This is a genomic window from uncultured Sphingomonas sp., assembly GCF_913777625.1.
Taxonomy (GTDB): domain Bacteria; phylum Pseudomonadota; class Alphaproteobacteria; order Sphingomonadales; family Sphingomonadaceae; genus Sphingomonas.
Map to the genome: position 1 here is coordinate 168310 of NZ_CAJYTI010000040.1, position 23232 is coordinate 191541.

The following is a 23232-nucleotide window of genomic DNA, read 5'->3' on the forward strand; positions in this document are numbered from 1 at the left end:
GACCCATGGGCATGCTCAAGAACAGGAGAGGGTAGAATGACGAACAGGATGGTTTGCAAGGCGCGGACATCGCTCCGGCGTCGCGCGATGCTGATCGGGGCGGCATTTGCCTGCGCCTGCTCGGTGCCTGCGCTCGCGCAGAGCGACAAGATGCAGCCGATCGCGACGCCGGCGCAGCCCAGCGCCATCGAGCTCGACACCGGCCCGCTGCCCGGCGGGACCAATCCGGAAAGCTGGCACAGCCAATATGGCAGCGTCTTCGCGCGCAACGTGGTGGTCGCGACGCTCACGCCCTTCCTGCCCGATCCCGCCAAGGCGAGCGGCGCGGCGGTGGTGGTCGCCCCCGGCGGCGGCTTCCGCACCCTCTCGATGGAAAACGAAGGCTGGGATGTCGCCAAGGCGCTGGCCAAGCGCGGCGTGGCCGCCTTCGTGCTCAAATACCGGCTGAACCAGACGCCCCGCGAGATGGACGCGTTCGAGCGCTCGATGGCGGAGATGTTCTCCACCACCGCGGCGCGTCCGCCCCGGCCCGATCCGGCCGCGATGATGGCAGGCCTGGCGCCGCAGCTCGCCGATGCGCGCGCGGCCTTCGCGCTGATCCGCAAGCGCGCGGGCGAATGGCATGTCGATCCGAACAAGGTGGGCATGATCGGCTTCTCGGCCGGCGCGATGCTTACCATGGCGACCGAACTCGCCGGACAGGATGCGAAGCCCGCCTTCATCGCCGACATTTACGGCCCGCTCGCCAGCGTCACCGTGCCTGCCGACGCGCCGCCGCTGTTCGTGGCGCTCGCGGCCGACGACCCCTTCTTCGCCAATGGCGGGTTCGGGCTGATCGAGTCCTGGAAGGCGGCGAAGAAGCCGGTGGAGTTCCACTTCTACGAACAGGGCGGCCACGGCTTCGGCATGTATCCGAAGACGACGACCAGCACCGGCTGGTTCGATGCGTTCGCACGCTGGCTGACCATGCACGGCTGGATGAAGCCCACCGCCTGACCGCCTTGATCCGCTAGTCGACGGGACCGGCCGCGCCATCGCGCCGGTCCCGTTCGGTTTCAGGGCTGCAGGAACCGCCACTTGCCCGCATCGCTGGTGGGATCGAACACCACCAGCGCGGGCGTGCTGCGGCCGATCGCGACCAGCGCCTTGGGGTTCTTCGCATCCTCCTGCGCCTTGGGCAGGATGCGGTAGGTGCCGTCGGTCAGCTGATCGATCCGCCACAGCTGCTCGGGCGCGCCGGTGAACGCCGGCACCGCCTGCACGCTGCCCTGCGGGCCGGTGGCGAGCGCCCGCGCCGTGCCCGCGATGAGGATCTTGTAATAGGGCGCACCGAAGGCACCCCCCGCGCCCTCGGCAGGCGCGACCGTCCATTGCTGGTGCGCGCGGATCATATAGTCGCCGAGATCGACCTCGACCGGTCCGCTGGGCCAGCTTCCCTGGTTTTCGGCGAGCGTCTGGTTGGGGATCGGCCCGGTCGGATCGCCGGGCGAGGCGAAGAAGCTGCGGCGCACGTCGAACGGCATGCGGACGAAATCGACCGCGAGTTCGAGCGCCCCGCCGCTCCGCTCCGACTGGATCTCGTAGGTGCCGGCCGGCACATTCTCGCCCGCCACCGGCCAGCCGTTCCGCCACACCAGCGGCAGGATGCCGAGCACGCTGCGCCCGCCGCGATCCAGATCGGACTCATAGTGCATCGAGAATTTCTCGACGCCGTCGCCCAGATCGAGCAGGCCGAAATGTCCGGGTCCGTACTGCCGCCCGCGTCCGGCCACGACGAGCATCCCGCCGCCCTTGAGCAGCGGCACCCCCATATTGTCGACGAACGGCCCGGTGGGGCTGCGCGATCGGCCGACGCGGATGTTGTACGAGGAGTTCGGACCGTCGCAGCAGGTGCCGTGGGTGCCGAGCAGATAATACCAGCCGTCCCGGTACATCAGCGCGGTGGCTTCCATGTCGATGCCCACCTCGACCGGCTGGCTCCCCGGCATCTTCTCGCCGGTCTTGGGATCGAGCTCGATCATCCGGATATAGCCGAAATAGGTGCCGTAGCTCAGCCACAGCCGTCCCTCGGCGAAGAGGAAGGCGGGGTCGATCGCGTCGGCCGGTTCCAGCCCGTTGGTGGAAGCGACCGTGCCGACCTCGTGATAGCCGAACGCCGGCGACTTGGGGTCGAGCGAGCGGGTCCACATCACCTTCACGTTGCTGGCATGGCCGCCGTTCATGCCCCCGCCGCCCACGGCATAGGCGACATAATAGCGGTCGCCGATCTTGATCACGTCCGGCGCGACGCCGCCGCCCGGCCGCTCGCCGCCGCTGTGCCAGGTCCAGCCGTCGTCCGAGACGAGCCCGCCGCCGCGGGTGCCGAAGGTCCACCAGCGGCCGTCGGAATAGGTGATGGTGGAAGGATCGTGGATGAAGGGCTCACCGGCGAGCTGGGCGGAGGCGGCCTGGGGCTGTGCGAGGAGGAACAGCGCGGCGAGCGAGGGCATGGCGAACTTCATGGCGGTCCTCACTTCACGTTGATCGCAAGGTCGCGGATCGGCTTGCCCTCGGCATCGACGAACCGGGCGCAGAAATCGCTGAGACCCGGGCCGTTCATCACCGCACCGCGCAGGATATTGCGTCCCTTCCGGAGCGTGATCGGCCGCGAGACAACATCGTCCATCACCATCCGGCGATCGCCATAGAGCCCGGCAACCTCGCTGCCGTTCAGCCACCAGCGCGACGCGGAATTGGAGCCGAGCGCCAGCCGCACGCCGCGCATCTCCCGGGGCGCATCGATCACGGTCACCGCCCAGAAGATCACGCCATAGGTCGGCTTGCCGAGCCCCTGCGCCAGATAGAAGAGCTTCACGTCGAACAGGGCGGAATCGAGCGCATGCCAGCGCAGGCCACCGGCGGCACTGTCGCCCTCGCGCGGTACCGCATCGAAGCGGCCGGGATAGGTGGCCGGCGCGAGTGCCTCGCGGACATAGCTGGGCGTGAAGCCGGTGTTGGTGCGGTTGGGCTTCACCACCGGCTCCAGCAGCAGCCAGCGGCGCAGAAAGCCGTCCGCATCGGGCGTGACCGCAGCGGCGGAGGCCGGCGTGAAATAGGGGGCAAGCCCGGTGGGCGGCGGCAGCTTCTCGACCACCATGCCTGCGGTCTGCGCGTGCAGCGCAGCAGGTGCCAGCAATGCCAGGGCGGCCGCGCATCCACCGGCAACCGAACGGGGAACCCCCATCGCCGTTATCTCCTCTCCGGGCGACTCGGACGGCCGCCATTGTTATCGGTAACACCATGGCTAGGCGGGCTGGCCCTGCGCCGTCAACTGACGAAACGATTCCATGTGCGAGCCGAAGGCGAGGAAACAGTTTTCCCATGCAATTCGAATGCATTATCCAATATCCGCAAGAAGGATCTACGGCGTCCTGTGCCTTGATTTTCTCTGACTAAACTGCCCTATTGCTGGCGCCATAATCCAAGGCCTCCCGTGCAGCGTGCGGGCGGCATTCTGGGGAGGAACTGCCGTGAGAATCGCGTTCGCCGCCATGGCTGCGGCCCTGCTGACCATGCCCCCCGCCCTGGCGCAGACCGCGCCGGCGCCGGTCCTCGAAGACTTCCAGCCGTCGACGCTCAACCAGCCGGGCCAGCAATATCCGCAGGTCAATTCGCAAGGCTATGCGCGCTTCCGCATCGTCGCGCCCGGCGCCACCGCCGTGACAGTCAGCCTCGGCCTGGGCGGGCGGGGCGGCACCACGCTGACCAAGGCGGCCGACGGCAGCTGGATCGGCACCACCGCCGGCCCGCTCGACGAGGGCTTTCATTATTACCACCTCACCGTCGACGGCGGCACGTTCAACGATCCGGGGACGGGCAACTTCTACGGCTCGACGCGCTGGGAAAGCGGCATCGAGATCCCCGCGCACGACGCCGATTTCTACGCGCTGAAGGACGTGCCGCACGGCAGGGTCGAACAGATCCTGTTCCCCTCCCCCAGCACCGGCAGCCAGCGCCGCGCCTTCGTCTACACCCCGCCGGGCTATGACAGGGCGGGCAGCACCCGCTACCCGGTGCTTTACCTCCAGCATGGCTGGGGCGAGGACGAGACGGCCTGGTCGAACCAGGGCCATGCCAACCTGATCCTCGACAATCTGATCGCCGCCGGCAAGGCGCGGCCGTTCCTGATCGTGATGACCTATGGCATGACCAACGAGGTGCGGCCCGGCGGCCTCGCCAGCTTCGACATCACGCCGTTCCAGACCGTCCTGCTGGACGAGCTGATCCCCTATGTCGACAGCCACTACCGCACCCTTTCCGAGGCGCGGCACCGCGCGCTGGCAGGTCTTTCGATGGGCGGCTTCGAGACCAAGCTGATCGCGCCGAAGCACCTCGATCGCTTCGGCTATATCGGCCTGCTCAGCGGCGGGACGGTGTCGCTCGACGATGTGAACGCCACCCCCGGCTATCGCGACAAGGTGCGGCTGACCTTCGTCAGCTTCGGCAGCCGCGAGCTGGAGGGCGGCCGCGCCGGCCCGCCCGGCGGCCCCCGCGTCGATCCGCGCGCCAATGCCGATGCGCTGAAAGCCGCCGGGCTGAACAGCGTGTTCTATGTGTCCCCAAACACGGGGCACGAGTTCCAGACCTGGCGCCGCAGCCTGCGCGAGATGGCGCCGCTGTTGTTCCGCGACTAGGGTGCACCGCCAAAGCCGAGGAACGACAGAAGGGGAGATGCGAGCATGAAGGCATGGAGGCGTGCGCTGGCCTGCGCAGCGGCGACCTGCGCCATTGCGTCGGAGTGCGCAGCGCAGACCCGCGGCCCGATCGTCGCGACCGAGACCGGCAAGGTGCAGGGCGCGGTGGAAGACGGCGTCGCCAGCTGGAAGGGCATCCCCTTCGCCGCGCCGCCGGTCGGCCCGCTACGCTGGCGCGCGCCGCAGCCGGTGGCGAGCTGGCAGGGCGTTCGCCCGGCCACTGCGTACAGCCATGACTGCATGCAGAAGCCCTTCCCGAGCGATGCCGCGCCGCTCGGCACCACCCCGGCCGAGGACTGCCTGTATCTGAACCTGTGGAAACCCGCCGCCGCACCCGCAGGCAAGAAGCTGCCGGTCATGGTGTGGATCTATGGCGGCGGCTTCGTGAACGGCGGCGCCTCCCCGCCCACTTATGCCGGCGCGAACATGGCCAGGCAGGGCGTGCTGTTCGTCAGCTTCAACTACCGGGTCGGGCGCTTCGGCAGCTTCGCCCTGCCCCAGCTCAGTCGCGAGAACCCCGATGGCGGGCTGCTCGGCAACTACAACTTCATGGACCAGATCGCCGCATTGAAATGGGTGCGGAAGAACATCGCCGCGTTCGGCGGCGACCCTGCCAATGTGACGATCATCGGTGAGAGCGCCGGCGGCATGTCGGTCCACACGCTGGTCACTTCGCCGCTCTCGCGCGGGCTGTTCAGCAAGGCGGTGGTGATGTCGGGCGGCAACGCCCGGACCACCAGCAGCGCGACGCTGAAGGACGCCGAGGCGATCGGCGAGAACCTTGCGCGGGCGCACGGCATCGATCCGGCCGCGCCGGACGCGCTCGCCAGGCTGCGCGCGCTCTCGGCGGAGGAAGTGACCGACGGCCTCAGCATGATCGAGCTGTTCCAGCCCAAGCCGGGCCCGCGCACCTATGGCGGCCCGGTGCTCGACGGCAAACTGCTCGTCGACCAGGAAAAGGCCTATGCTAGCGGCAACTTCGCGCATGTGCCGATGCTGATCGGGGCGACCAGCGCCGACATGGGCGGCAAGACCGGCTTCATGATCGCCGGTGCCCGCGAGGCCAGCGCACGGATCGCGGCGCAGAAGGTGCCGGTATGGGAGTATCGCTTCTCCTATGTGGCGGACTCGGTCGGCCAACCGGGTGCCGGCCATGCGACCGACATCCCGTTCTTCTTCGACAATGCCCGCATCAAATATGGCGCGGCGACCACGGCCAAGGACGAGCGGGTCGGCAAGACGATCAGCGCCTATCTCGCCAACTTCGCCAGGACGGGGAACCCGAACGGCGCGGGCTTGCCCGCCTGGCCGCGCTTCACTGCCGCGGGCGACGAGATCCTCGACTTCGCCGCCGACGGCAAGGCGGTGGCGGCGCGCGACCCCTGGGGCGCAGAGATCGATGCGCTGCAGCCCCGCACCCCGGCCACGCCGCCCCGCCCGTCGCAGTAGAGCGAACGGATCGCCTCCCGTGGGGTCCGATCAATGCTCGCGGAAGGAATGCCAGAAGGCGCCGACCAGCGGCTCCAGCGCGTAATCGAGCGCGGTGCGCTTGCGCAGCGGCACCAGCACCTGCGCCGGCATGCCCGCCCGCAGCGTGAAGTCCTCGCCCCGGACCTTGCGCAGGAGGTCGATCTGCTCGGGCGGCACCGTCACCTCGCCGGTGAAGTAGCTGGCACCGCTCTTCTCGTCGGTCAGCGTATCCGCGGAGAGGCGGGTGAGCGTGCCCTTGAGATTGGGCAGGTCGCGCTCGTGCAGGCTGGGGAACTTGACCAGGGTCGCCTGGCCGACATGCAGATCGTCGGCATCGTCGAGCGCGACGCGGATCTGGATGCGCAAGGGCGCGCGCTCGGGCACGATGTCCATCAGCTTCTGCCCCGGCGCGATCACTCCGCCCGGCGTGAAGACGCTGAGGCCGATCACCGCGCCGGTGGCGGGTGCGCGGATCTCGGTGCGCGCCAGCTGGTCGCGCGCCGCCACCCATTTGGGCAGCACCTCGGCCAGCCGCGTGTCGACGTCGCGCAGATCGGCAGCGGTGCGTTCGTGGAAGGTGCGGTCGGCCTCCAGCGCGGTGAGTTCGCTCTCACGGGATGCTTCGCGGGTCTGGGCGACGCTGGCCGAATATTGGCCACGCTGGCCGACCAGTTCGGCCTTCACCCGCTCCAGTTCGCGCAATCGGGTCCGCGAGACGAAGCCGCGATCGGCGAGCGGGCGCAGCGCAGTCAGCTGCTCGTCGACCAGCCGCAGCTGCTCCTCAGCGGAGACGACCTGGGTGCCATAGCCGCGCCCTTGTGCCACCGATTGCGCCGCCCGCTGCCCCAGCGCACCGCGCTGCGCGACGAGGGTGGCGCGGCGGGCGTCGAGCTCGCTCTGCTGGAGGCGCAGCGCCAGCGCGGCGGCGTCGCGATCCTCGCCGCCGAGCGAGGCGAACTCCGCCGGCGCCGGGACCTTCCCCTGCCCCAGCTGCTCTGCCTGGAGCCGGGCGCGCTGGGCGAGCAGCCGGATCGCCTGGGCGGAAAGCGCCCGCTCCTGCGCCAACACATCCGCGGCGGCGAGGCGGAGGAGCAACTGCCCCTGCACCACCCGCTGGCCCTCGCGGACCTGGATTTCGCCGACGACGCCGCCCTCGCGGTGCTGCACGCTCTGGCGCTGGCCCGAGACTTCGAGCACGCCCGGCGCGGTCGCCGCCGCATCGAGCCGCGCGAACGTCGCCCAGCCGAGGAAGAGCACGAAGAACAGCCCGGCGATCAGCAGGCCCATCCGGATATCGCGCCGGGGATCGCCCAGCTGTTCGACGAGCGGCTGCGGCCGCGGGTTCTGCACGATCACCGCGTTGCTCATGCCGCCGATCCTCCCTGTGCCGCCGGTACCATCCGCCGGACATTGGGCGGCGCGATCTTGGCCAGCACCTCGTCGCGCGGGCCGTACAGTTCCACCCGGCCGTCGCGCAGCACCAGCATCTTGTCGACCACCGGCAGCACGCCGAGCTTGTGCGAGACGACCAGGATCGTCTTGCCCGCCGCCTTGAGCCGGGTGATCGCCGCGTTGAGCGCGGCATCGCCCTCGGAATCGAGATGCGCATTGGGTTCGTCGAGCACGTAGATCGAGGGGTCGCCATAGACGGCGCGGGCCAGCGCGATGCGCTGCGCCTGGCCGGCGGAAACCCCGCGCCCGCTCAGCCCCAGCCGATGATCGAAGCCGCCGGGCAGGCGCAGGATCAGGTCGCGGGCGCCGACCAGATCTGCGGCGGCGACCACTGCGGCATCGACCGCCTCCGGTTCCGCGCCGAGCTCGCCCTCGAACCGGGCGATATTATCCTTGATGCTGCCTTCGAACAGCATCGAATCCTGCGGCAGATAGCCAATATGGCGCGCCAGCCGCTCGGGATCCCAGTCGGCAATCTCGGCCGCATCGAAGCGCACCGTGCCGCGATCGGCCGGCAGCGCGCCGACGATCGCGCGCATCAGCGTCGACTTGCCCGACCCCGATGGCCCGACGATCGCCACCACTTCGCCCGGCGACACCGCGAAGGACGCGCCATTGAGAACCATGCCGTCGCGCGCCGCGTTGAGGATCGTCACGCCCTCCACCAGCAGGCCGCCCTGCGGCGCCGGCAGCCGGGTCGGCTCGGGCCTGGCGACGGCGCTGGCGAGCAGTTCGTCGAGATTGTTATAGCCGTGGCGGGCCTGGGCCAGCGTTTTCCAGCTGCCGATCAGCAGCTCGATCGGGGCGAGCGCGCGGGCGATCAGGAAGGACGCGGCGAAGATCGCACCGCCCGAGATCCGGTTGTCCACCGCCAGCCAGGCGCCGAGCCCCAGCGCCAGCGATTGCAGCGCCAGCCGCACGAACTTGGTCGCGGTGAAATAGCCGCCGGCGTGGAAGCCGCTCTCGGTCTGCAGCGCCAGCATCGTCTCGCGCTTGCGCAGCTGCCGGGCGACCAGCGCGCGCCGCATGCCGAGCGCGCGGACGCTGTCCGCCGAGCCGAGCATCGCATCCTGCGCGGTATAGGTCTGCGCGGCCACGTCCTGCGCGCGGTCGAGCCCCGCGCGGGTGGCGCGCTCGTTCCGCCAGGCGATGCCGGCAAGCGCCAGCCCGCCTGCCAGCGCCATTGCGCCGATCAGCGGATGCACGAGGAAGCACACGCCGATATAAATGGGCGTCCAGGGCGCATCGAATAGCGCGAGCATCGCCGGTCCGCCGAGCGTCGCGCGCAGCGAATCCAGCTCGCGGGCCGCCGAGCGCGCGACCGGCAACTCGGGCCGGCCGATCGTCGCGTCGAGCACCGCTGGCGCGAGTGCCGCGTTCAGCACCACGCCGGCCCGGGTCAGAAGCCGGCTGCGGATCCGGTCGAGCAGCGCCAGGCAACCCAGCGCGAAGACGAGGACGAGGGTGAGGAACAACAACGTCTGCACGCCCTGGGTCGGCACCACGCGGTCATAGACCTGGAGCATGTACAGGGTCGGCGCGATGTAGAGCAGGTTCACCGCCGCGCTGAACCCCGCGGCGGCGAGCAGATGCCGGCGGCACAGCGCCACCGCCGCCCGCATCGGAGCGAAGGGGCGCTCGGCCCCGTTCGCGGATAAAATCGACATCGCCGCCCTTCCCCATGCCCCGGGCCGCCGCCCGGAACGGTTCCGGGCGGCGGCGTTCGTCAGGCGTACACCACTTGGTCGTTGAGCGACATCGCGTGCAGCCAGTGATCGGTCGTCGCGAAGCCGTCGCTGTGCGGATCGCTGGACGACGCGACCGACACGTCGCTCGCGGCAAGTGCCTGCACCACCTGGGTCTTGGCGACGCCGAAGTCGAACAGCGCGAGCTGCGGATCGTGATCGGTCGGGCGATTGTCGCCGAACTGCGAGTTGAGGTGCACGGCGTCATACTGCGCCTTGCTCGCTAGCCCGCCGGTGACGAGGATGTGATCCAGCTGCTGCGCGTTGCCGTCGAACAGGTAGCTGTAGCGCTCCTCGCTCGGCAGCAGTGCGGTGGCGAGATCGGTCAGCACGCCGCCCTTGGCCGGATCGGTCAGCTGGGTCTGGGCGTCTTCCCAGGCGAAGCCGTTCCAGTCGCCGAGCACGGCGATGTTGAGGGCCGGATTATCGGCCAGGTGGTTGTTGATATAGGCCTTCACGCCCGCCGCCTGCGCGGTGCGCGAGGCATCGCCCGCATCCGCCGGCGGCTGGGTGGCGCCCCATGCCGGATCGCTGCCGCCGCGCGAGGTGAGGTGCACGTCGATCGTGGTGATCTTCTGGCCGTTGAAGTCGAAGGTCGCGACCAGCGGCTTGCGGCTGTTGGTATAGGCCGAACCGGTGATCAGCTCGGCGCTGCCCTGCACATAGGAAACGCGATCCAGATTGTAGAGATAGCCGTTGCGGATATTGCCGTTCGGCTCGCCGCCGGTCGAGTTGGGCGTGTCCGGCGCGATCTCGATATAGGCGTAGTGCGCACCGCTGATCTTGCTGATCGCATCGATCAGGCCCTGCGCGGTCTTCACGCCGGACAGGTCGCTTCCCTTGCCGGCGCCGTCCGCGTCCTGGATTTCCTGCAGCGCCAGGATGTCCGGCGCGCGCAGGTTGTAGACGATGTCGCTCGCCAGCACGTCGTACTTGTGGTCCGATGCGTCGAGATTCTCGACATTGTAGGTCGCGAGCGAGAGGTGCGTGGCATCGCCCTTCAGCGCCGAGACTTCCTTGGTCAGCGTCACGTCCTTGGTGACGGTCACCGCATCGGTGACGATCACTTCGTAGTGCGCGGCGGCATAGTTGACGATGCCGGTCACGCTGCTCAGCTGGTCGCCCACCGAGTAATTGGGCTTGAAGCCGCTGTAGATGGTGCTGTCGCCCTGGAGCTGGATCTTCTCGGGGTTCATATCCCCCTTCGAGATGGTGATCCCGCCGCGATCGTTGACGCCCGTGGCACCCTGGCCGAGCGAGGCGACGACGTCGGTCTCGGCATAGGCGTCGGTGGTGGTGTTGGAGACGACCAGCGGCTTGTCGATCGTGACCCGCATGCCCTCCAGCGATTCCCAGAAGTCGATGCCGTCGGTGGCGGGATCGTAGCTCTTCAGGCCGTCGTCATCGATCACCTGGGTCGGCGGCGTCAGCCCGCCCTTGCCGATCAGCACCGCGTCGGGGAGATCATTGCCATAGCCGAGCAGCTCGATCGACGGCGCGGTCAGTTCGGTGACGGTCAGCCCGCCGGTGCCCGCCTTATATTCGGAGACGGTGGCCTGCACCGACAGCGAATCGCCGACGAACACGTCGGGCGCCGAGCCGGTGAACACGAACACCGCGTCGCTGGTGCGCGCATTGCCGTCGCCGAAGTCCTGCAGGTAGAAGCCGTTGCTGTCGACCGCGGTGACGATGCCGGTGGTGACGACCTTCTGCCCCTCATAGGCCGAACGATGCCCTTCGCCCTGGATCTGGCCGATCAGCAGCGGCAGCACATCGTCGTTGAGGATCGTGCCGGTCGCGGTCGCGCGATCGAGCTTGGCGCCGCCGGTCGGGTTGGACAGGGTGATGTTGAACGTCTCGTTCGGCTCGGGCTGCTTGTCGCCGAGCACCGGGAGCGAGATCGTCGCCGAGGTCTGGCCGCTGGCGAAATGCACGGTGCCGGTCAGGTTGAACGGACCGAAATCGTCCGCGCTGGCGCCGCCATAGCCCCCCGGCAGCGTCACCGTGTAGGTTGTGTCGACGGCGCCGTCGGCCCCGCCGACGCGCGTGACGGTGAAGTCGAGACTGTGCGAACCGCTATCGCCCTCGACGGTGGAGGCATCGGCGATGCTGAGCGTGCCCGGCGTCTTCACCGGCTGGCCGCTACTCACATGGATATCGTCGATGCCGACCCATTCGTCATTGCCGACCGCATTGGTCGTCATGATGCGCACCTGCAGCGTGGGCGCGTTGTTCGCGTCCGACGGCAGGGTGACGCTGACCGGCGTGGTCAGCAGCGGATTCGCGCTGTTCGGGCCAGCCGTCGCATCGGCGACATAGCCGCCGGGCACGTTGGTCCAGGGGCTGGAATCGTTGAGGCGATACTGGACGGCAATCTGCTGGACGGCATCGTCCGGGCCGGTTTCCAGGTCGCGCAGCAGGAACGACAGGCTGATGTTGCTGCGGCCGGTCGCGTCCAGATAGAGCGCGAGGTATGGCGCCGAGGCGGTGCCCGATCCGGCCAGCGCGACGACGGGATTGGCCAGCTGGAATTCGGTGACGCCGCCGGTGGTGAAGGTCAGCGGGTTGGTCTGGTTGACGTTGACGTCGACGACGTTGCTGCTGCCGGTGATGGTGCGCGGATCGGTGCCGGTGCCGCTGGTCAGGCCGTCGCCGCGGAAGCCGACGATGCTCGGGACATTGTCCCAGTTGTCGTTGGTGTTGAGCAGGCTGGTGTTCGACCAGTCCTGCACCAGATCGCCATTCGCCAGCTTCCAGTAGGTTGCGCTCACGTCCTCGTCCCCCGTTTGATGCAATTCGGTGCGCCGTCGGACGACTGCCGCTCCCGGCAGCGCCACACGGCGTTCATGTTTCGCTAACCATGCGATGTGACACGAAGATGAAAGGTCAAGGACAACAACGACCTGCAATTCGTTGAGCGGACGCGGCAACGCTCCCGCGCGCGGGTATGTTACGTGGCGTTGCCACAGCAATGTTCCGATGTGGCACAGACTCGGCGCCGAACATGAAACGAAAATGCGGTCAATCGGGGCGCCGCGTCGCGGGACTGCAACATAGCCGTGTCAGTCGCCGTGCCGGTTTAGAAAACAGGGGGAAATCATTCATGTACCGCAATCTGATCGTACCGGCAGTGATCGCGATGCTCGCCGCCACCTCGGCGCAGGCCGCCACCGTCGTCACCACCCACCCCGTCACCACGACGGTGAACGAGTCGGCAACCGCCACGGTGCTGATCTCGTCGACCACGACGCCGGACACGATCGGCCAGGTGTTCGTGCCGACCCAGGCCTATCTGACCAGCATCGGCTTCCGCTTCGGCTCGACCAACAGCAACACCAAGTCGGGCAACGTCACCGTCTCGCTCTATGAAGGCGCGGTGAAGCCCGGCGACGCGCTACCGGCCAGCGCGGTGTTCTCGCAGCAGTTCTCGGTCTCCAACCTGATCTACCGCGGCGTCGGCAACTATGTGGACTTCTCCACCGGCACGCTGGGCGTAAAGGCGAACACGGCCTATACGGTGGTGCTCAGCGCCGCCAGCAACATCGCGATCGCCTATGGCACCGGTGAGGGCTATGTCCCCGGCTATCTGCTGCAGACCAGGCTCAACAACAACACCTGCCGCAATACGCCCGCGGCTTGCGACGCGAGCTTCCGCTTCACCACCGCCAGCCCGGCGCCGGAGCCGGCGCAGTGGGGCATGATGCTCGGCGGCTTCGCGATGATCGGCGGCGCAGTGCGCTATCGCCGCCGCCGGACGACGCTCTCCTTCCGCTGAATGCGCGCCGCGCGAGGGGCAGGCTGCCGGCCTGCTCCTCGCGCGGGATCCGGTGCGGGCCGGCGCTGCCCAGACCCGCCGAGAAAAGGTCGTGCAGCACGATCGCGACGCTCTATCTAGCGCGACATGGATTCGCCAAGAAAAGACCGTCGTGAAGAAGATCGCCCTGTCGGCAAGATGCGCAGCGCGGCGCGCCGCCGCGCTCCTCTCGGCGGCCGCTGCCCGCAGCCTCGGTTCGCGCGCCTCGTCGCGACGGGCGGGCTGGTAGCCGCCGCGATCCTACCTTGCGCCCCGGCACGAGCGACCGACACGCCGCGCGGGAAGGGCGTTCGCACCACGGCATCTCCGGAGTCGGATCCGCAGAGCACCGCCCAGACCGACGTCGTCGTCACCGGGCATCGCGATCCCGAAGGCCTGCTGCCCGATCAGCATGCCCCGAACGCCGTCAGCGCGATCGCCACCGCGTTCATCGAGAAGCAGGCGCCGACGCTCAATGCCTTCCAGCTGGTCAACCTCCTGCCCGGCGCCAATGTCTCTTCGAGCGACCCGTTCGGTCTGTCGACCAGCTCCAGCCTGACCCTGCGCGGTCTGGGGCAGGACGAGATCGGCGTGACGATGGAAGGCGCGCCGCAGAACGATATCGGCTATTTCTACGCCTATCCCTCGCAGTTCGCCGATCCCGAGAATGTCCGGCACGTCGCACTGTCGCCCGGCGCGGTCGACATCGATGCGCCGACCGTGGTCGGGGCGGGCGGGCTGCTGTCGCTGCGACTCGACGATCCGGCGCGGGCATTCGGCGTGGCGATGAGCGGCGCGCTCGGATCGTACAACGAGCGGCGCGGCTTTCTCCGCGTCGACACCGGCGACATCGCCGGCACTGGCGTGCGCGGCTTCCTCTCCTATTCGAACAACCGCGCCGACAATTGGCGCGGCGCGGGCTATGACCTTCGCCAGCATGTCGACCTCAAGCTGCTGCGCGAATGGGGCAACAGCAACCGGGCGAGCATCGCCTTCTCGTTCAACGATGCCATCACCTCGACCTATCCCGCGCCGACGCTCGCCGAATGGGCCGAGTCCGGGCGCGGCTTCAACTACAACGCCCGTTACACGGACGGCGACACCGGCTATTGGCGCCTGTACCGCGCGCCCTTCCGCAACGAATATGTATCCGCGCCGGTGCATCTGGCGCTGAGCGACCGACTGGCGTTCGACAGCACGACGTACCTGCAGTTCGGCTATGGCAATTCGCCCTATGGCGCCCAGCTGACCAGCACCGGCAATTATCTCGGGACCGAGCCGCTGGCACAGCCGGTGGCGTTGCCCGGTGCGGTCGACGGGCTGGCGACGGTGGTCGGCAATTATGTCGGCGACCAGTTCCGCGCCGGGGAGGTCGCGAAGCTGACCTACACGGCCGGCGCGCACCGCCTCACCGCCGGGCTGTGGTTCGATCACGGCACCGATCGGGTGACCCAGAGCTTCACATCGATCGATGCCAACGGCCGGCCGGTGGACGAATGGGGCTATATCGACAAGGCGATCCACACCGCCGATGGTCGCCTGCTCGCCGCCGAGAACATCCGCACGGCCACGACCATGAAGGCGGTCTTCCTCGCCGATCAGGTGACGATCGGACCGCGACTTTCCGTCGAGGCCGGCGTGAAGGGCGTGGACGTGCTGCGCCGGGGCGACAATTACCTGCCCAGCCCGCAGAACAAGGTCCGCAGCGACAGCTTCGTCGTGCTGCCCCGCGCGTCGGTGCACTACCAGCTCGACGACCGGCAGCAGCTCTTCGCCAATGTCACCACCAATTTCCGCAGCCCGAACGAGTTCACCCTCTACGACACGTACTATGACGGCGAACTGGCAAGCCAGGGCACCCGCGACCTGAAGAACGAGCGGTCGGTGAGCGAGGAACTCGGCTATCGCTATATCGGGCGCAACCTCTCGGCCTCGGTCACGGCGTTCCACGCCAAATTCCGCAACCGCCAGCTCGCCACCATTGCCGATATCAACGGCGCGCTGATCGCGACGACGCTGAACGCCGGCGGCCAGACCTCCTACGGCGTCGACGCGGAGGTCGACTGGCGCCCGATCGAGGGACTGAGTTTCTACGCCTCGGGCGAACTCCTCCATGCCCGGCTCGACGACGATCTGCCGGTAAACAGCGATTTCCTCCCAACGCGCGGGAAGCATGCGGTGCAGAGCCCGGCCGCGCAGTTCGGCCTGGGCGGCACCTATGACGACACGTGCCTGTTCGGCAGTTTCGCGCTCAAACGGGTCGGCGCGCAATACGCCACCTTCCTCAACGACGAGCGCATCCCGGGCGATGCCACGCTGGATCTCTCGATCGGCGCGCATCTCGCCGGCTGGCTGGGCGGCAAGCAGACCGACCTTCGCCTGAACCTGATCAACGTCACCGATCCGCATGTCCTCTCGGGCGTGCAGACGATCACCACCAATGCACGGGACACGACGGGCATCCACGGCACTGCCATCGCCGGATCGGCGCCGGTCTATTATATCGGCAGCGGACGCGCGTTCATCGTCACGCTCGCCCGCCGCTTCTGACCGGCCACGCGCGATGGCAGACGATCCGCATCTCGCCCATGGCATGGGCACCGATCTGGAACCGCCGCAATGGCCGGCGATCACGCCGGCCGAAGCGGAGCAGCTGCTTGCCCGCTTCCCGGCGGCGGGCAGGCTGGAGCGGCTGACATGGCATTCCCCGCGCCCCTTCTCGGCCGCGACCCTGGCGGACACGACCGCGGGCACGCTGTTCCTCAAGCGCCACCACCACCGGCTGCGGACGCCGCGTCAGCTGACCGACGAGCACGCGTTCCTGAAGCATCTGGGGCAGCACGGGCAGCCGGTGGTCGAGCTGCTCGCCACCGCAACGGGCGCGACCGCGCTCCAGCTCGGCAACTGGACCTGGGAGGTACACCGCAAGGCACCGGGCCTCGACCTGTATCGCGACCGGCAATCGTGGACGCCCTTTCTGTCACCCGCCCATGCCCGCGCGGCGGGCGCGGCGCTGGCGCGGCTGCATAAGAGCGCCGGGGGATTCGCCGCGCCGGCACGCCCGCCGCAGCCGCTCGTCACCAGCCTTAGCCTGTTGACCGCGACCGACCCGATCGCCGCTGCGGCACAATATGCAGAGCAGCGGCCAGCGCTCGCCACCTATCTGGCATCCAAGCCGTGGCGGGCGGCGCTCGACGAGATCTTTGCGCAGCACCGGCTGGCAGAGTGGGCGCCCGACCTTGCCGCGCAGCCGGCGATGTGGACGCATAACGACTGGCACCCGTCCAACCTGCTCTGGACCGACGCGGGCGCGATCGCGAGCATCCTGGATTTCGGCTTGAGCGACCGGACCTGCGCACTGCACGACCTGGCAACCGCGCTGGAGCGGAGCGCGGTGCGCTGGCTGGAGCTCGGGCCCGGGCGCCCTTCCGACATCGCCGAATGCGACGATGCGCGCGCGCTGCTGGAAGGCTATGCTGCGGTGCGGCCGCTCCGCCCGGCCGATCGTGCCCTGCTCGCCCGGCTGCTGCCGCTGGTGCATGTCGAGTTCGCCTTGTCGGAAGTCGACTATTTCGCCGGGGTCGCAGCACGGCCGGCGCTCGCGGACCTCGCCTGGCACGACTATCTGATCGGCCATGCCGACTGGTTCCTGAGCGAACCCGGCCGGGGGCTCCTCGCTGCGGTAGCGGCTGAGGGCCGGTACTAGTGTCAGGTCGAAAGGCTGGTTCCCGCAATGTCGGTTTTTGAACTCGTCGCCGTGCTCGTCAGCGTTCTGGCGATCTGGCTCACCGCACGACGCAGCCTGTGGTGCTGGCCGCTGGGGCTGGTCGCCTGCGCGATGTACTTCAAGCTGTTCCTCGACGTGCGCCTCTATGCGGACATGGTGCTCCAGCTGCTGTTCGGCCTCTCGATCCTCTATGGCTGGTTTGCCTGGCGGCGCGGCGCGGCAGCGGACGGCGAGGTGACGATGCGGCGGCTGTCGCGGCGCGAAGCCGCGGCGGGTCTGGCAGCAGGCGCGATCGCCGCGGGTGCCATCGGCTGGCTCATGCAGCGCTATACCGATGCCGCGCTGCCCTGGCTCGATGCGGCGCTCAGCAGCTTCAGCCTTGTCGCACAGATATGGACGGCGCGGCGTTATCCGGCGAACTGGCTGCTCTGGATTTCGGTCGACACCGTCTATGTCGGCATGTTCCTGTTCAAGAGCCTGTGGCTCACCGCCGGTCTGTACGCGGCAATGACCGTGCTGGCGGTCCTCGGCTTTGTCCGATGGCGCCAGGCCGCTCGAACCGAGCGCGCCGCGACCGAACTCGCCTGAGCTGCAGGGTGCAGGTGCCCGCGCGCCAAGTGCCGCCTGCACCCCGGGAAGGGGTTTCTCCCGGGGTGCGGCGGCACCGGACCGGCGTCAGGCGAAGACCTGCTTGTCGCGGCGGAGACGCAGCGCTGCGCCGAGCGTCCCGAAGCCGACCAGCGCCAGCGCCCAGGTGGCGGGTTCCGGCACCGCGCTGTTCGCCTGGCTGATCGTCAGCGTGCTGTTGCCCGAGACGATGCTGGTCAGCTTGAACGTGCCCAGCTTGAAGACCGGCGCACTGGCCGTGCCGGTGAACAGTTCCGGACCCGCAAACTGGGTGAAGCCGAGCGGCGTTCCGTTGATGTTGAGGCTGGCGAGCAGGAAGGTCCCGAAGCTGACGTCCCCGAACCCCTTGGTGCCGTCATAGATCCCGGCGACATGGGTGAAACCGATGCGTTCGCCGACGAAGCTGGAGCTGCTGTCATCCGGCCCCTTGCCGAGATCGATCGAGAAGCTGGCATTCTTCGATCCGGACAAGCTAAATAGGTAGGTAGCAGCATTGGCACTCCCACAAGTAACCGACACCATCGACACAACCGCAGCAAATTTGATCATCTTCCGCATGAAATATTCCCTTCCATCAAATAAAATATCGCGCGCTGTTGAGGAGATATTCTCGAGATCCGGAGATCGTCAAAGACTATATTTTTTTATTCGATGCATCTGATCAGACTGGATTTTCGTATGCGGGGATATTTGTATCAGATCGAGAATGCGCGCCTTTGATTTCTGCAGTGCATCCGTTCCCAACCGCGCGCTCGTATGTCTGCTGTCGGCACGTGCCTGCGCGCCGATACGACCCGAGAAGGAAGGCCGATGACGACCCACACCGCGAGTGCCCCGAGGACCCGGATGGGTCTGCGCATCCTCCTGACTGCCCTCTATGCGGTCGCCGGTGCGATGCACCTGCTGCGACCCCATGGCTTCGAACAGATCGTGCCCGGCTGGGTACCCTGGCCGCACCAGACGGTACTGGTCACCGGCGTGGCGGAGCTGCTGGGCGCGGTCGGGTTGTGGATCGCGCCGCTGCGCTGGTGGGCCGCGCTCGGGCTCGCCGCCTATGCGGTCGCGGTCTACCCTGCCAATATCAAGCATGCGGTCGATCATGTCGTGATCAGCGGCGTGGCGCTCGACTGGCGCTATCATGTGCCGCGCCTGCTGTTGCAGCCGCTGCTGGTATGGGCGGCATTGTTCGCCGGCGGCGTGACGGACTGGCCGTGGCGCAGGCGGCATTGACCGACCTCACGCCGCCAGCCGCGTTTTGCGTCCTCCCCAGATCGGGGAGCGCTATGCCGACGGCATCGAGATGAAATACCTCTGGGACGGCGAGACGTTCCTGCTGCGCTGCGAACCAGGTGCGGTGATTCCGCCGCACGGCCATGACGTGAACGAGCATCCCCTCGTCGTGTCCGGCGATCTTCTGGTCAACGGCATCCGCTTCGGCGTCGGCGATTATCACACCATGCGCACCGGAACCTGGCACGAGGATGCCCGCACCGAAGGCGGCTGCATCCTGTTCGTCCAGTCCCGCGCCTGACGCGGGCACGCGCGCCCGGCTATGCCGCGACCAGCCGGTATCCGACGCCGGGTTCGTTGACGATCAGCTGCGGCCGGGCCGGATCGGCCTCCAGCTTCTGACGCAGGTTGCGCACCACGATCCGGAGATAATCGAGCTGCTGGACATGTGCCGGGCCCCACACGTCGCGGAGCAGCTGCCCGTGCGCGATCACCCGATCCGGATGGGCGGCAAGGATCGCCAGTACGCCATATTCCTTGGGGGCGAGATGCACCGCCTCGCGGTCCTTGCGCACCCGCCGGTGGAGCAAGTCGATCTCGACCGTGCCGATCGTCAGCTGCTCGCGTTCGGCCGAGCTCGCAATGCGGTGGCGAAGCGCGGTGCGCAGGCGCGCGAGCAGTTCCTCGGTATCGAACGGCTTGGTGCAGTAATCATCAGCGCCGAGATCGAGGGCTGCGACCTTCTCGCTGGTCTCGGTCCGCGCCGAGACGACCATCACCGCCGCGCCGCCCGCCTTGGCCTGCTGGATCAACTCGATGCCGTCGCGATCGGGCAGGCCGAGATCGAGCAGCACCGCATCGGGCTTGTCGATGCCGAAGGCGGCAATGGCCTCGCGCGCCGTCGCCGCCTCGATCACCTGATGGCCTGCGCGGGCAAGCGCCCCGCGCAGCAGCCGCCGGATATGGCTGTCGTCCTCGACGATCAGCACCTTGGTTGCGCTCGCCATGGCTTCGCTTAGCGAGCGCCGCCCTGCCGGTCGAGCGCCAGATTGAGCGCGAGCACGTTGACGCGCGGCTCACCGATCAGCCCGAGCAGCGGCGTCTGCACGTTCGCGTCGACCAGCTGCGCGACGCGATCCGCCGGAATGCCGCGCGCCTTGGCGATGCGGGCGACCTGGAAGCGGGCGGCGACCGGGCTGATCTCGGGATCGAGGCCCGAGGCCGATGCCTGGAGCAGGTCGGCCGGCGCGTCCGCGCCGAGGCGCTTCTGATCGGCGGTCACCCGGTCGATCAGCTTCTTCGAAGCCGGGCCGAGATTGGAGCCCCCCGACGCCAGCGGATCATAGCCATTGCCCGCCGCCGAGGGACGCCCGTGAAAGTAGCGGGCGCCGGCGAAGTTCTGGCCGAGCAACATCGAGCCGCGCAGTTTGCCGGCATCGTCGCGGATCAGCGAGCCATTGGCCTGCGCCGGGAAGAGCAGTTGCCCCGCCCCGGTCAGCACCAGCGGATAGACGATGCCGAGCAGCGCCGCGAAGACGAGGGTGAGCAGGATGGACGGACGAAGCGCGGAGACGAGATCGGAACGCATGGCTTTCCTCCTCAGAAGCGGGTGGAAATGCCCAGATAGACCTGGGCATCGGGGGTGGCCTGGTTCAGGCCGAAATTGGCACCGAGATCGAGCTGGAGCGTCGGGCGCAGCAGATAGCTGGCGGCGATGTCCGCAGAGGTCTGGGTGACGTAGCCAGCGGGGTCGAAGTTGCGGGCGGCCCAGAACTCCCCGATCAGCGTGAACTGCGGCGTGATCGCCTTGCCGAGATTGACGGTGCCGACCAGTTGCGCGTGATGACCGTGCCCGTCGCTGTCGGCAAGGATGTCGCCCTCGGGGCCGAAAGTGAGCGTGAACCCCTTGGGCAGCGCGATGTTGACCGGCACGGCCACGCCGCCCTCGGTCTCGCCATTGCCGATGCCCGTCTTCGCCGTGGGGATCTTCACGAAGGGCAACAGCGCGATCTGCACCTGCCCCGCCGGATCCGTGAGCCGCTGCTTCAACCGCAGCGTGAGATCGCCGACGCCGTGCAGCGTCTGGGTGCCGGTGGCGGTGCGGGTGCGCACCGTTTCATAGGGGGCGATGCTCGCCTCGATATCGGTCGAGCCGGTAAGGCCGACTTTGAGCGTAGGGTTGGTATAGAGGATCGTGTCGACGCGGGTATCGCCCGCATCGGCGCGGGTCCAGTTGCCGATGTCGGTCTCCAGCTGGACCATGCCCTGCGGCACGGTGCAGGCGAAGTTCGACTTGGTGGGGCGGTCGGTGCAGAGCGCCGGTGCGGATGCCGCCGCCGGGGTAGCCGGCACGCTGTCCTGCGCGAAGGCCGGAGCGGCGACGACGGTGAACGACGCGAACGAAAGAAACGTACGGAACATGGTGGTCCAGATCCTCAGGCGAGGTGAAGGCCGGCGACGGCCAGATCGATTACTTTTATGCCGATGAACGGGGCGACGAGTCCGCCCAGCCCATAAATGGCGAGGTTGCGGGCGAGCAGTTGGCCGGCCCCCATCGGCTTGTAGGTCACGCCCTTCAGCGCCAGCGGCACCAGGAACGGGATGATGATCGCGTTGAAGATCACCGCCGACAGGATCGCGCTGGTCGGGCTCGACAAGCCCATGACGTTGAGCACGCCGAGGCCGGGATAGAGCGCGACGAACATCGCCGGGATGATCGCGAAATACTTCGCGACGTCGTTGGCGATCGAGAAGGTGGTCAGCGCACCGCGCGTCATCAGCAGCTGCTTGCCGAGGCCGACAATCTCGATCAGCTTGGTCGGATCGCTGTCGAGATCGACCATGTTGCCCGCCTCGCGCGCCGCCTGGGTGCCGGTGTTCATCGCCACACCAACATCCGCCTGCGCCAGCGCCGGTGCGTCGTTGGTGCCGTCGCCGCACATCGCGACGAGCTTGCCGCCCCGCTGTTCCTGGCGGATCAGCGCCAGCTTGTCCTCGGGGGTGGCCTCCGCAAGGAAGTCGTCCACGCCCGCTTCTGCCGCGATGGCGGCGGCGGTGAGCGGGTTGTCGCCGGTGATCATCACCGTGCGGATGCCCATCCGGCGCAGCTCGGCGAAGCGCTCGCGAACGCCGGCCTTGACCACGTCCTTCAGCGCCACCGCGCCGAGCAGGCGACCGTTGCGGACCACTGCCAGCGGGGTCATGCCGCCGCGGGCGATGCCGTCGGTGATGCGCTTGAGCTCGGCCGCACCGACAGCGTCCGGATCCATCTTGAGGATAGAATCCACCGCGCCCTTCAGGATCACGGTGTCGCCCTGGCGCACGCCCGAACTGCGGGTCTGCGCGGTGAACGGGATCACCTCCGCCGCGGCATCGAGCTTCGCGTCGAAGGCGAACTTCTCGCGGCCCAGCGTCACGATCGAGCGGCCCTCGGGCGTCTCGTCCGCAAGGCTGGCGGTGAGCGCCGCCTCGGCCAGCGTGCGTTCGTCCACGCCGGTCAGCGGGTGGAAGGCGCTCGCCTGACGGTCGCCGATGGTGATCGTGCCGGTCTTGTCGAGCAGCAGCACGTCGACATCGCCCGCGGCTTCCACCGCGCGGCCCGACTTGGCGAGCACGTTGAAGCGCACCAGCCGGTCCATGCCCGCGATGCCGATCGCGGAGAGCAACGCGGCGATGGTCGTCGGGATCAGCGTGATCAGCAGCGCCGCCAGCACGGCCACCGGGATCGCCCCGCCGGCATAGTTGGCGAAGGCCGGGATCGTGCCCACCGCGATCAGGAAGATGATCGTCAGGCCGACGAGCAGGATGGTCAGCGCGATCTCGTTGGGCGTCTTCTGCCGCTCGGCGCCTTCGACCAGCGCGATCATCCGGTCGAGGAAGCCCTTGCCGGGATCCTGGGTCACGCGGATGATGATCTTGTCCGAGATCACGCGCGTGCCCGCGGTGACGGCCGAGCGGTCGCCGCCCGCCTCGCGGATCACCGGCGCGCTTTCGCCGGTGATCGCGGCCTCGTTGACCGAGGCGACGCCCTCGACGACCTCGCCGTCGGCCGGGATCAGGTCGCCGGTTTCGACCAGCACGAGGTCGTCGCGCTGGAGGAGGTGCGCCTCGACCTTGCGCCAGGTCTCGCCGACGCCGGTGAGCTTCTTGGCCTCGAGCTCGGACTTGGTCGCGCGCAGCGACGCCGCCTGGGCGCGGCCGCGGCCCTCGGCCAGCGCCTCGGCGAAGGTGCCGAACAGCACGGTGAGCCACAGCCAGACGATCAGCTGGACCTGGAACCCCACCGGCAGCGGCTCGCCGCCGAGCGCCAGCAGGACCGTGAGCAGCAGCGCCGCGACAGCCGTGGTGAACAGGATGGGGTTGCGGATCAGCTCGCGCGGATTCAGCTTGCGGAACGCGTCCCCGATGGCCGGGCCGATCAGCTCGGCCGCGAAGATGGACTTGGGTGCAGACATT

At 68.2% G+C, this 23232-nt stretch carries 19 protein-coding genes; 9 read left to right on the forward strand and 10 right to left on the reverse strand.

Going from position 1 to position 23232, the window contains the following annotated elements; translation table 11 throughout:
* Positions 1-87: 87 nt before the first annotated feature.
* Positions 88-996: an alpha/beta hydrolase gene (locus tag QZ814_RS18680; RefSeq protein ID WP_294335063.1), complete on the forward strand. Its 909-nt coding sequence runs from the start codon at positions 88-90 to the stop codon at positions 994-996.
* 59 nt (positions 997-1055) lie between these two features.
* Here QZ814_RS18680 and QZ814_RS18685 read toward each other — a convergent pair whose 3' ends face one another.
* Together QZ814_RS18685 and QZ814_RS18690 are read right to left on the reverse strand one after the other, a co-directional pair.
* Positions 1056-2501: a family 43 glycosylhydrolase gene (locus tag QZ814_RS18685; RefSeq protein WP_294335064.1), complete on the reverse strand. Its 1446-nt coding sequence runs from the start codon at positions 2499-2501 to the stop codon at positions 1056-1058.
* 8 nt (positions 2502-2509) lie between these two features.
* Positions 2510-3223, reverse strand: coding sequence for an acetylxylan esterase (locus QZ814_RS18690; protein ID WP_294335065.1), 714 nt, complete (start codon positions 3221-3223; stop codon positions 2510-2512).
* Between the two features lie 286 nt (positions 3224-3509).
* On the opposite strand from QZ814_RS18690, the gene QZ814_RS18695 reads away from it, so the two are divergent.
* Both QZ814_RS18695 and QZ814_RS18700 read left to right on the forward strand, forming a co-directional pair.
* The gene (locus QZ814_RS18695) at positions 3510-4673 is read left to right on the forward strand and encodes an alpha/beta hydrolase-fold protein (protein WP_294335066.1); all 1164 of its coding nucleotides are present in this window, start codon (positions 3510-3512) and stop codon (positions 4671-4673) included.
* A 45-nt stretch (positions 4674-4718) separates the two neighbouring features.
* Complete coding sequence (locus tag QZ814_RS18700) at positions 4719-6182, forward strand: carboxylesterase family protein (RefSeq protein WP_294335067.1); 1464 nt, start codon at positions 4719-4721, stop codon at positions 6180-6182.
* Between the two features lie 30 nt (positions 6183-6212).
* On the opposite strand, the gene QZ814_RS18705 is transcribed toward QZ814_RS18700, so the two are convergent.
* From QZ814_RS18705 to QZ814_RS18715, 3 genes are read right to left on the reverse strand one after another with little or no spacing between them, the layout of a single operon-like run.
* A complete protein-coding gene (locus QZ814_RS18705) occupies positions 6213-7571 on the reverse strand; it encodes an HlyD family type I secretion periplasmic adaptor subunit (protein WP_294335069.1) in 1359 nt (452 codons plus the stop codon).
* Positions 7568-9322 (reverse strand): type I secretion system permease/ATPase, encoded by a 1755-nt coding sequence (locus tag QZ814_RS18710; protein ID WP_294335072.1) that lies wholly within the window; start codon positions 9320-9322, stop codon positions 7568-7570. The genes QZ814_RS18705 and QZ814_RS18710 overlap by 4 nt, the downstream gene beginning before the upstream one ends.
* A 59-nt stretch (positions 9323-9381) precedes the next feature.
* Positions 9382-12171, reverse strand: a complete 2790-nt coding sequence (locus QZ814_RS18715; protein WP_294335074.1) for an endonuclease/exonuclease/phosphatase family protein — start codon at positions 12169-12171, stop codon at positions 9382-9384.
* Between the two features lie 332 nt (positions 12172-12503).
* Here QZ814_RS18715 and QZ814_RS18720 point away from each other — a divergent pair, with 332 nt between their 5' ends.
* From QZ814_RS18720 to pnuC, 4 genes are all read left to right on the forward strand, one after another.
* The gene (locus QZ814_RS18720; protein WP_294335076.1) at positions 12504-13175 is read left to right on the forward strand and encodes a PEPxxWA-CTERM sorting domain-containing protein; all 672 of its coding nucleotides are present in this window, start codon (positions 12504-12506) and stop codon (positions 13173-13175) included.
* Positions 13176-13352: 177 nt separating this feature from the next.
* Positions 13353-15743 carry a TonB-dependent receptor gene (locus tag QZ814_RS18725; RefSeq protein WP_294335079.1) on the forward strand — a complete coding sequence of 797 codons (2391 nt, stop codon included), beginning with the start codon at positions 13353-13355 and terminating at the stop codon, positions 15741-15743.
* Positions 15744-15756: 13 nt separating this feature from the next.
* Positions 15757-16899 carry an aminoglycoside phosphotransferase family protein gene (locus QZ814_RS18730; protein ID WP_294335080.1) on the forward strand — a complete coding sequence of 381 codons (1143 nt, stop codon included), beginning with the start codon at positions 15757-15759 and terminating at the stop codon, positions 16897-16899.
* A 27-nt stretch (positions 16900-16926) separates the two neighbouring features.
* Positions 16927-17508 carry a nicotinamide riboside transporter PnuC gene (gene pnuC / locus QZ814_RS18735; protein ID WP_294335081.1) on the forward strand — a complete coding sequence of 194 codons (582 nt, stop codon included), beginning with the start codon at positions 16927-16929 and terminating at the stop codon, positions 17506-17508.
* Positions 17509-17595: 87 nt separating this feature from the next.
* Here the strand turns inward: pnuC and QZ814_RS18740 are convergent, their stop codons facing one another.
* Entirely contained in the window at positions 17596-18018 is a 423-nt protein-coding gene (locus QZ814_RS18740) for a PEPxxWA-CTERM sorting domain-containing protein (protein ID WP_294335082.1), read from the reverse strand.
* A 339-nt stretch (positions 18019-18357) separates the two neighbouring features.
* Here QZ814_RS18740 and QZ814_RS18745 point away from each other — a divergent pair, with 339 nt between their 5' ends.
* A complete protein-coding gene (locus QZ814_RS18745; protein WP_294335083.1) occupies positions 18358-18777 on the forward strand; it encodes a DoxX family protein in 420 nt (139 codons plus the stop codon).
* A gap of 25 nt (positions 18778-18802) precedes the next feature.
* Positions 18803-19078 carry a cupin domain-containing protein gene (locus QZ814_RS18750; protein ID WP_294335084.1) on the forward strand — a complete coding sequence of 92 codons (276 nt, stop codon included), beginning with the start codon at positions 18803-18805 and terminating at the stop codon, positions 19076-19078.
* A gap of 19 nt (positions 19079-19097) precedes the next feature.
* Here QZ814_RS18750 and QZ814_RS18755 read toward each other — a convergent pair whose 3' ends face one another.
* From QZ814_RS18755 to kdpB, 4 genes are read right to left on the reverse strand one after another with little or no spacing between them, the layout of a single operon-like run.
* Positions 19098-19784 carry a response regulator gene (locus QZ814_RS18755; RefSeq protein ID WP_294335085.1) on the reverse strand — a complete coding sequence of 229 codons (687 nt, stop codon included), beginning with the start codon at positions 19782-19784 and terminating at the stop codon, positions 19098-19100.
* 8 nt (positions 19785-19792) lie between these two features.
* On the reverse strand, positions 19793-20365 hold the full coding sequence (gene kdpC, locus QZ814_RS18760) for a potassium-transporting ATPase subunit KdpC (protein WP_294335086.1): 573 nt from the start codon (positions 20363-20365) through the stop codon (positions 19793-19795).
* Positions 20366-20376: 11 nt separating this feature from the next.
* Positions 20377-21198: a transporter gene (locus QZ814_RS18765; protein ID WP_294335087.1), complete on the reverse strand. Its 822-nt coding sequence runs from the start codon at positions 21196-21198 to the stop codon at positions 20377-20379.
* 14 nt (positions 21199-21212) lie between these two features.
* Positions 21213-23231 carry a potassium-transporting ATPase subunit KdpB gene (gene kdpB / locus QZ814_RS18770; RefSeq protein ID WP_294335088.1) on the reverse strand — a complete coding sequence of 673 codons (2019 nt, stop codon included), beginning with the start codon at positions 23229-23231 and terminating at the stop codon, positions 21213-21215.
* Between the last annotated feature and the right edge of the window lies 1 nt (position 23232).

What these genes read in the sequence shown, in the direction of transcription:
- QZ814_RS18680 (WP_294335063.1), top strand. Translation starts at nt 88, where the DNA reads ATGCTGATCGGGGCGGCATTTGCCTGCGCCTGCTCGGTGCCTGCGCTC.
- QZ814_RS18685 (WP_294335064.1), bottom strand. Translation starts at nt 2,501, where the DNA reads ATGAAGTTCGCCATGCCCTCGCTCGCCGCGCTGTTCCTCCTCGCACAG.
- QZ814_RS18690 (WP_294335065.1), bottom strand. Translation starts at nt 3,223, where the DNA reads ATGGGGGTTCCCCGTTCGGTTGCCGGTGGATGCGCGGCCGCCCTGGCA.
- QZ814_RS18700 (WP_294335067.1), top strand. Translation starts at nt 4,719, where the DNA reads ATGAAGGCATGGAGGCGTGCGCTGGCCTGCGCAGCGGCGACCTGCGCC.
- QZ814_RS18705 (WP_294335069.1), bottom strand. Translation starts at nt 7,571, where the DNA reads ATGAGCAACGCGGTGATCGTGCAGAACCCGCGGCCGCAGCCGCTCGTC.
- QZ814_RS18710 (WP_294335072.1), bottom strand. Translation starts at nt 9,322, where the DNA reads ATGTCGATTTTATCCGCGAACGGGGCCGAGCGCCCCTTCGCTCCGATG.
- QZ814_RS18720 (WP_294335076.1), top strand. Translation starts at nt 12,504, where the DNA reads ATGTACCGCAATCTGATCGTACCGGCAGTGATCGCGATGCTCGCCGCC.
- QZ814_RS18725 (WP_294335079.1), top strand. Translation starts at nt 13,353, where the DNA reads ATGCGCAGCGCGGCGCGCCGCCGCGCTCCTCTCGGCGGCCGCTGCCCG.
- QZ814_RS18730 (WP_294335080.1), top strand. Translation starts at nt 15,757, where the DNA reads ATGGCAGACGATCCGCATCTCGCCCATGGCATGGGCACCGATCTGGAA.
- pnuC (WP_294335081.1), top strand. Translation starts at nt 16,927, where the DNA reads ATGTCGGTTTTTGAACTCGTCGCCGTGCTCGTCAGCGTTCTGGCGATC.
- QZ814_RS18745 (WP_294335083.1), top strand. Translation starts at nt 18,358, where the DNA reads ATGACGACCCACACCGCGAGTGCCCCGAGGACCCGGATGGGTCTGCGC.
- QZ814_RS18755 (WP_294335085.1), bottom strand. Translation starts at nt 19,784, where the DNA reads ATGGCGAGCGCAACCAAGGTGCTGATCGTCGAGGACGACAGCCATATC.
- kdpC (WP_294335086.1), bottom strand. Translation starts at nt 20,365, where the DNA reads ATGCGTTCCGATCTCGTCTCCGCGCTTCGTCCGTCCATCCTGCTCACC.
- QZ814_RS18765 (WP_294335087.1), bottom strand. Translation starts at nt 21,198, where the DNA reads ATGTTCCGTACGTTTCTTTCGTTCGCGTCGTTCACCGTCGTCGCCGCT.
- kdpB (WP_294335088.1), bottom strand. Translation starts at nt 23,231, where the DNA reads ATGTCTGCACCCAAGTCCATCTTCGCGGCCGAGCTGATCGGCCCGGCC.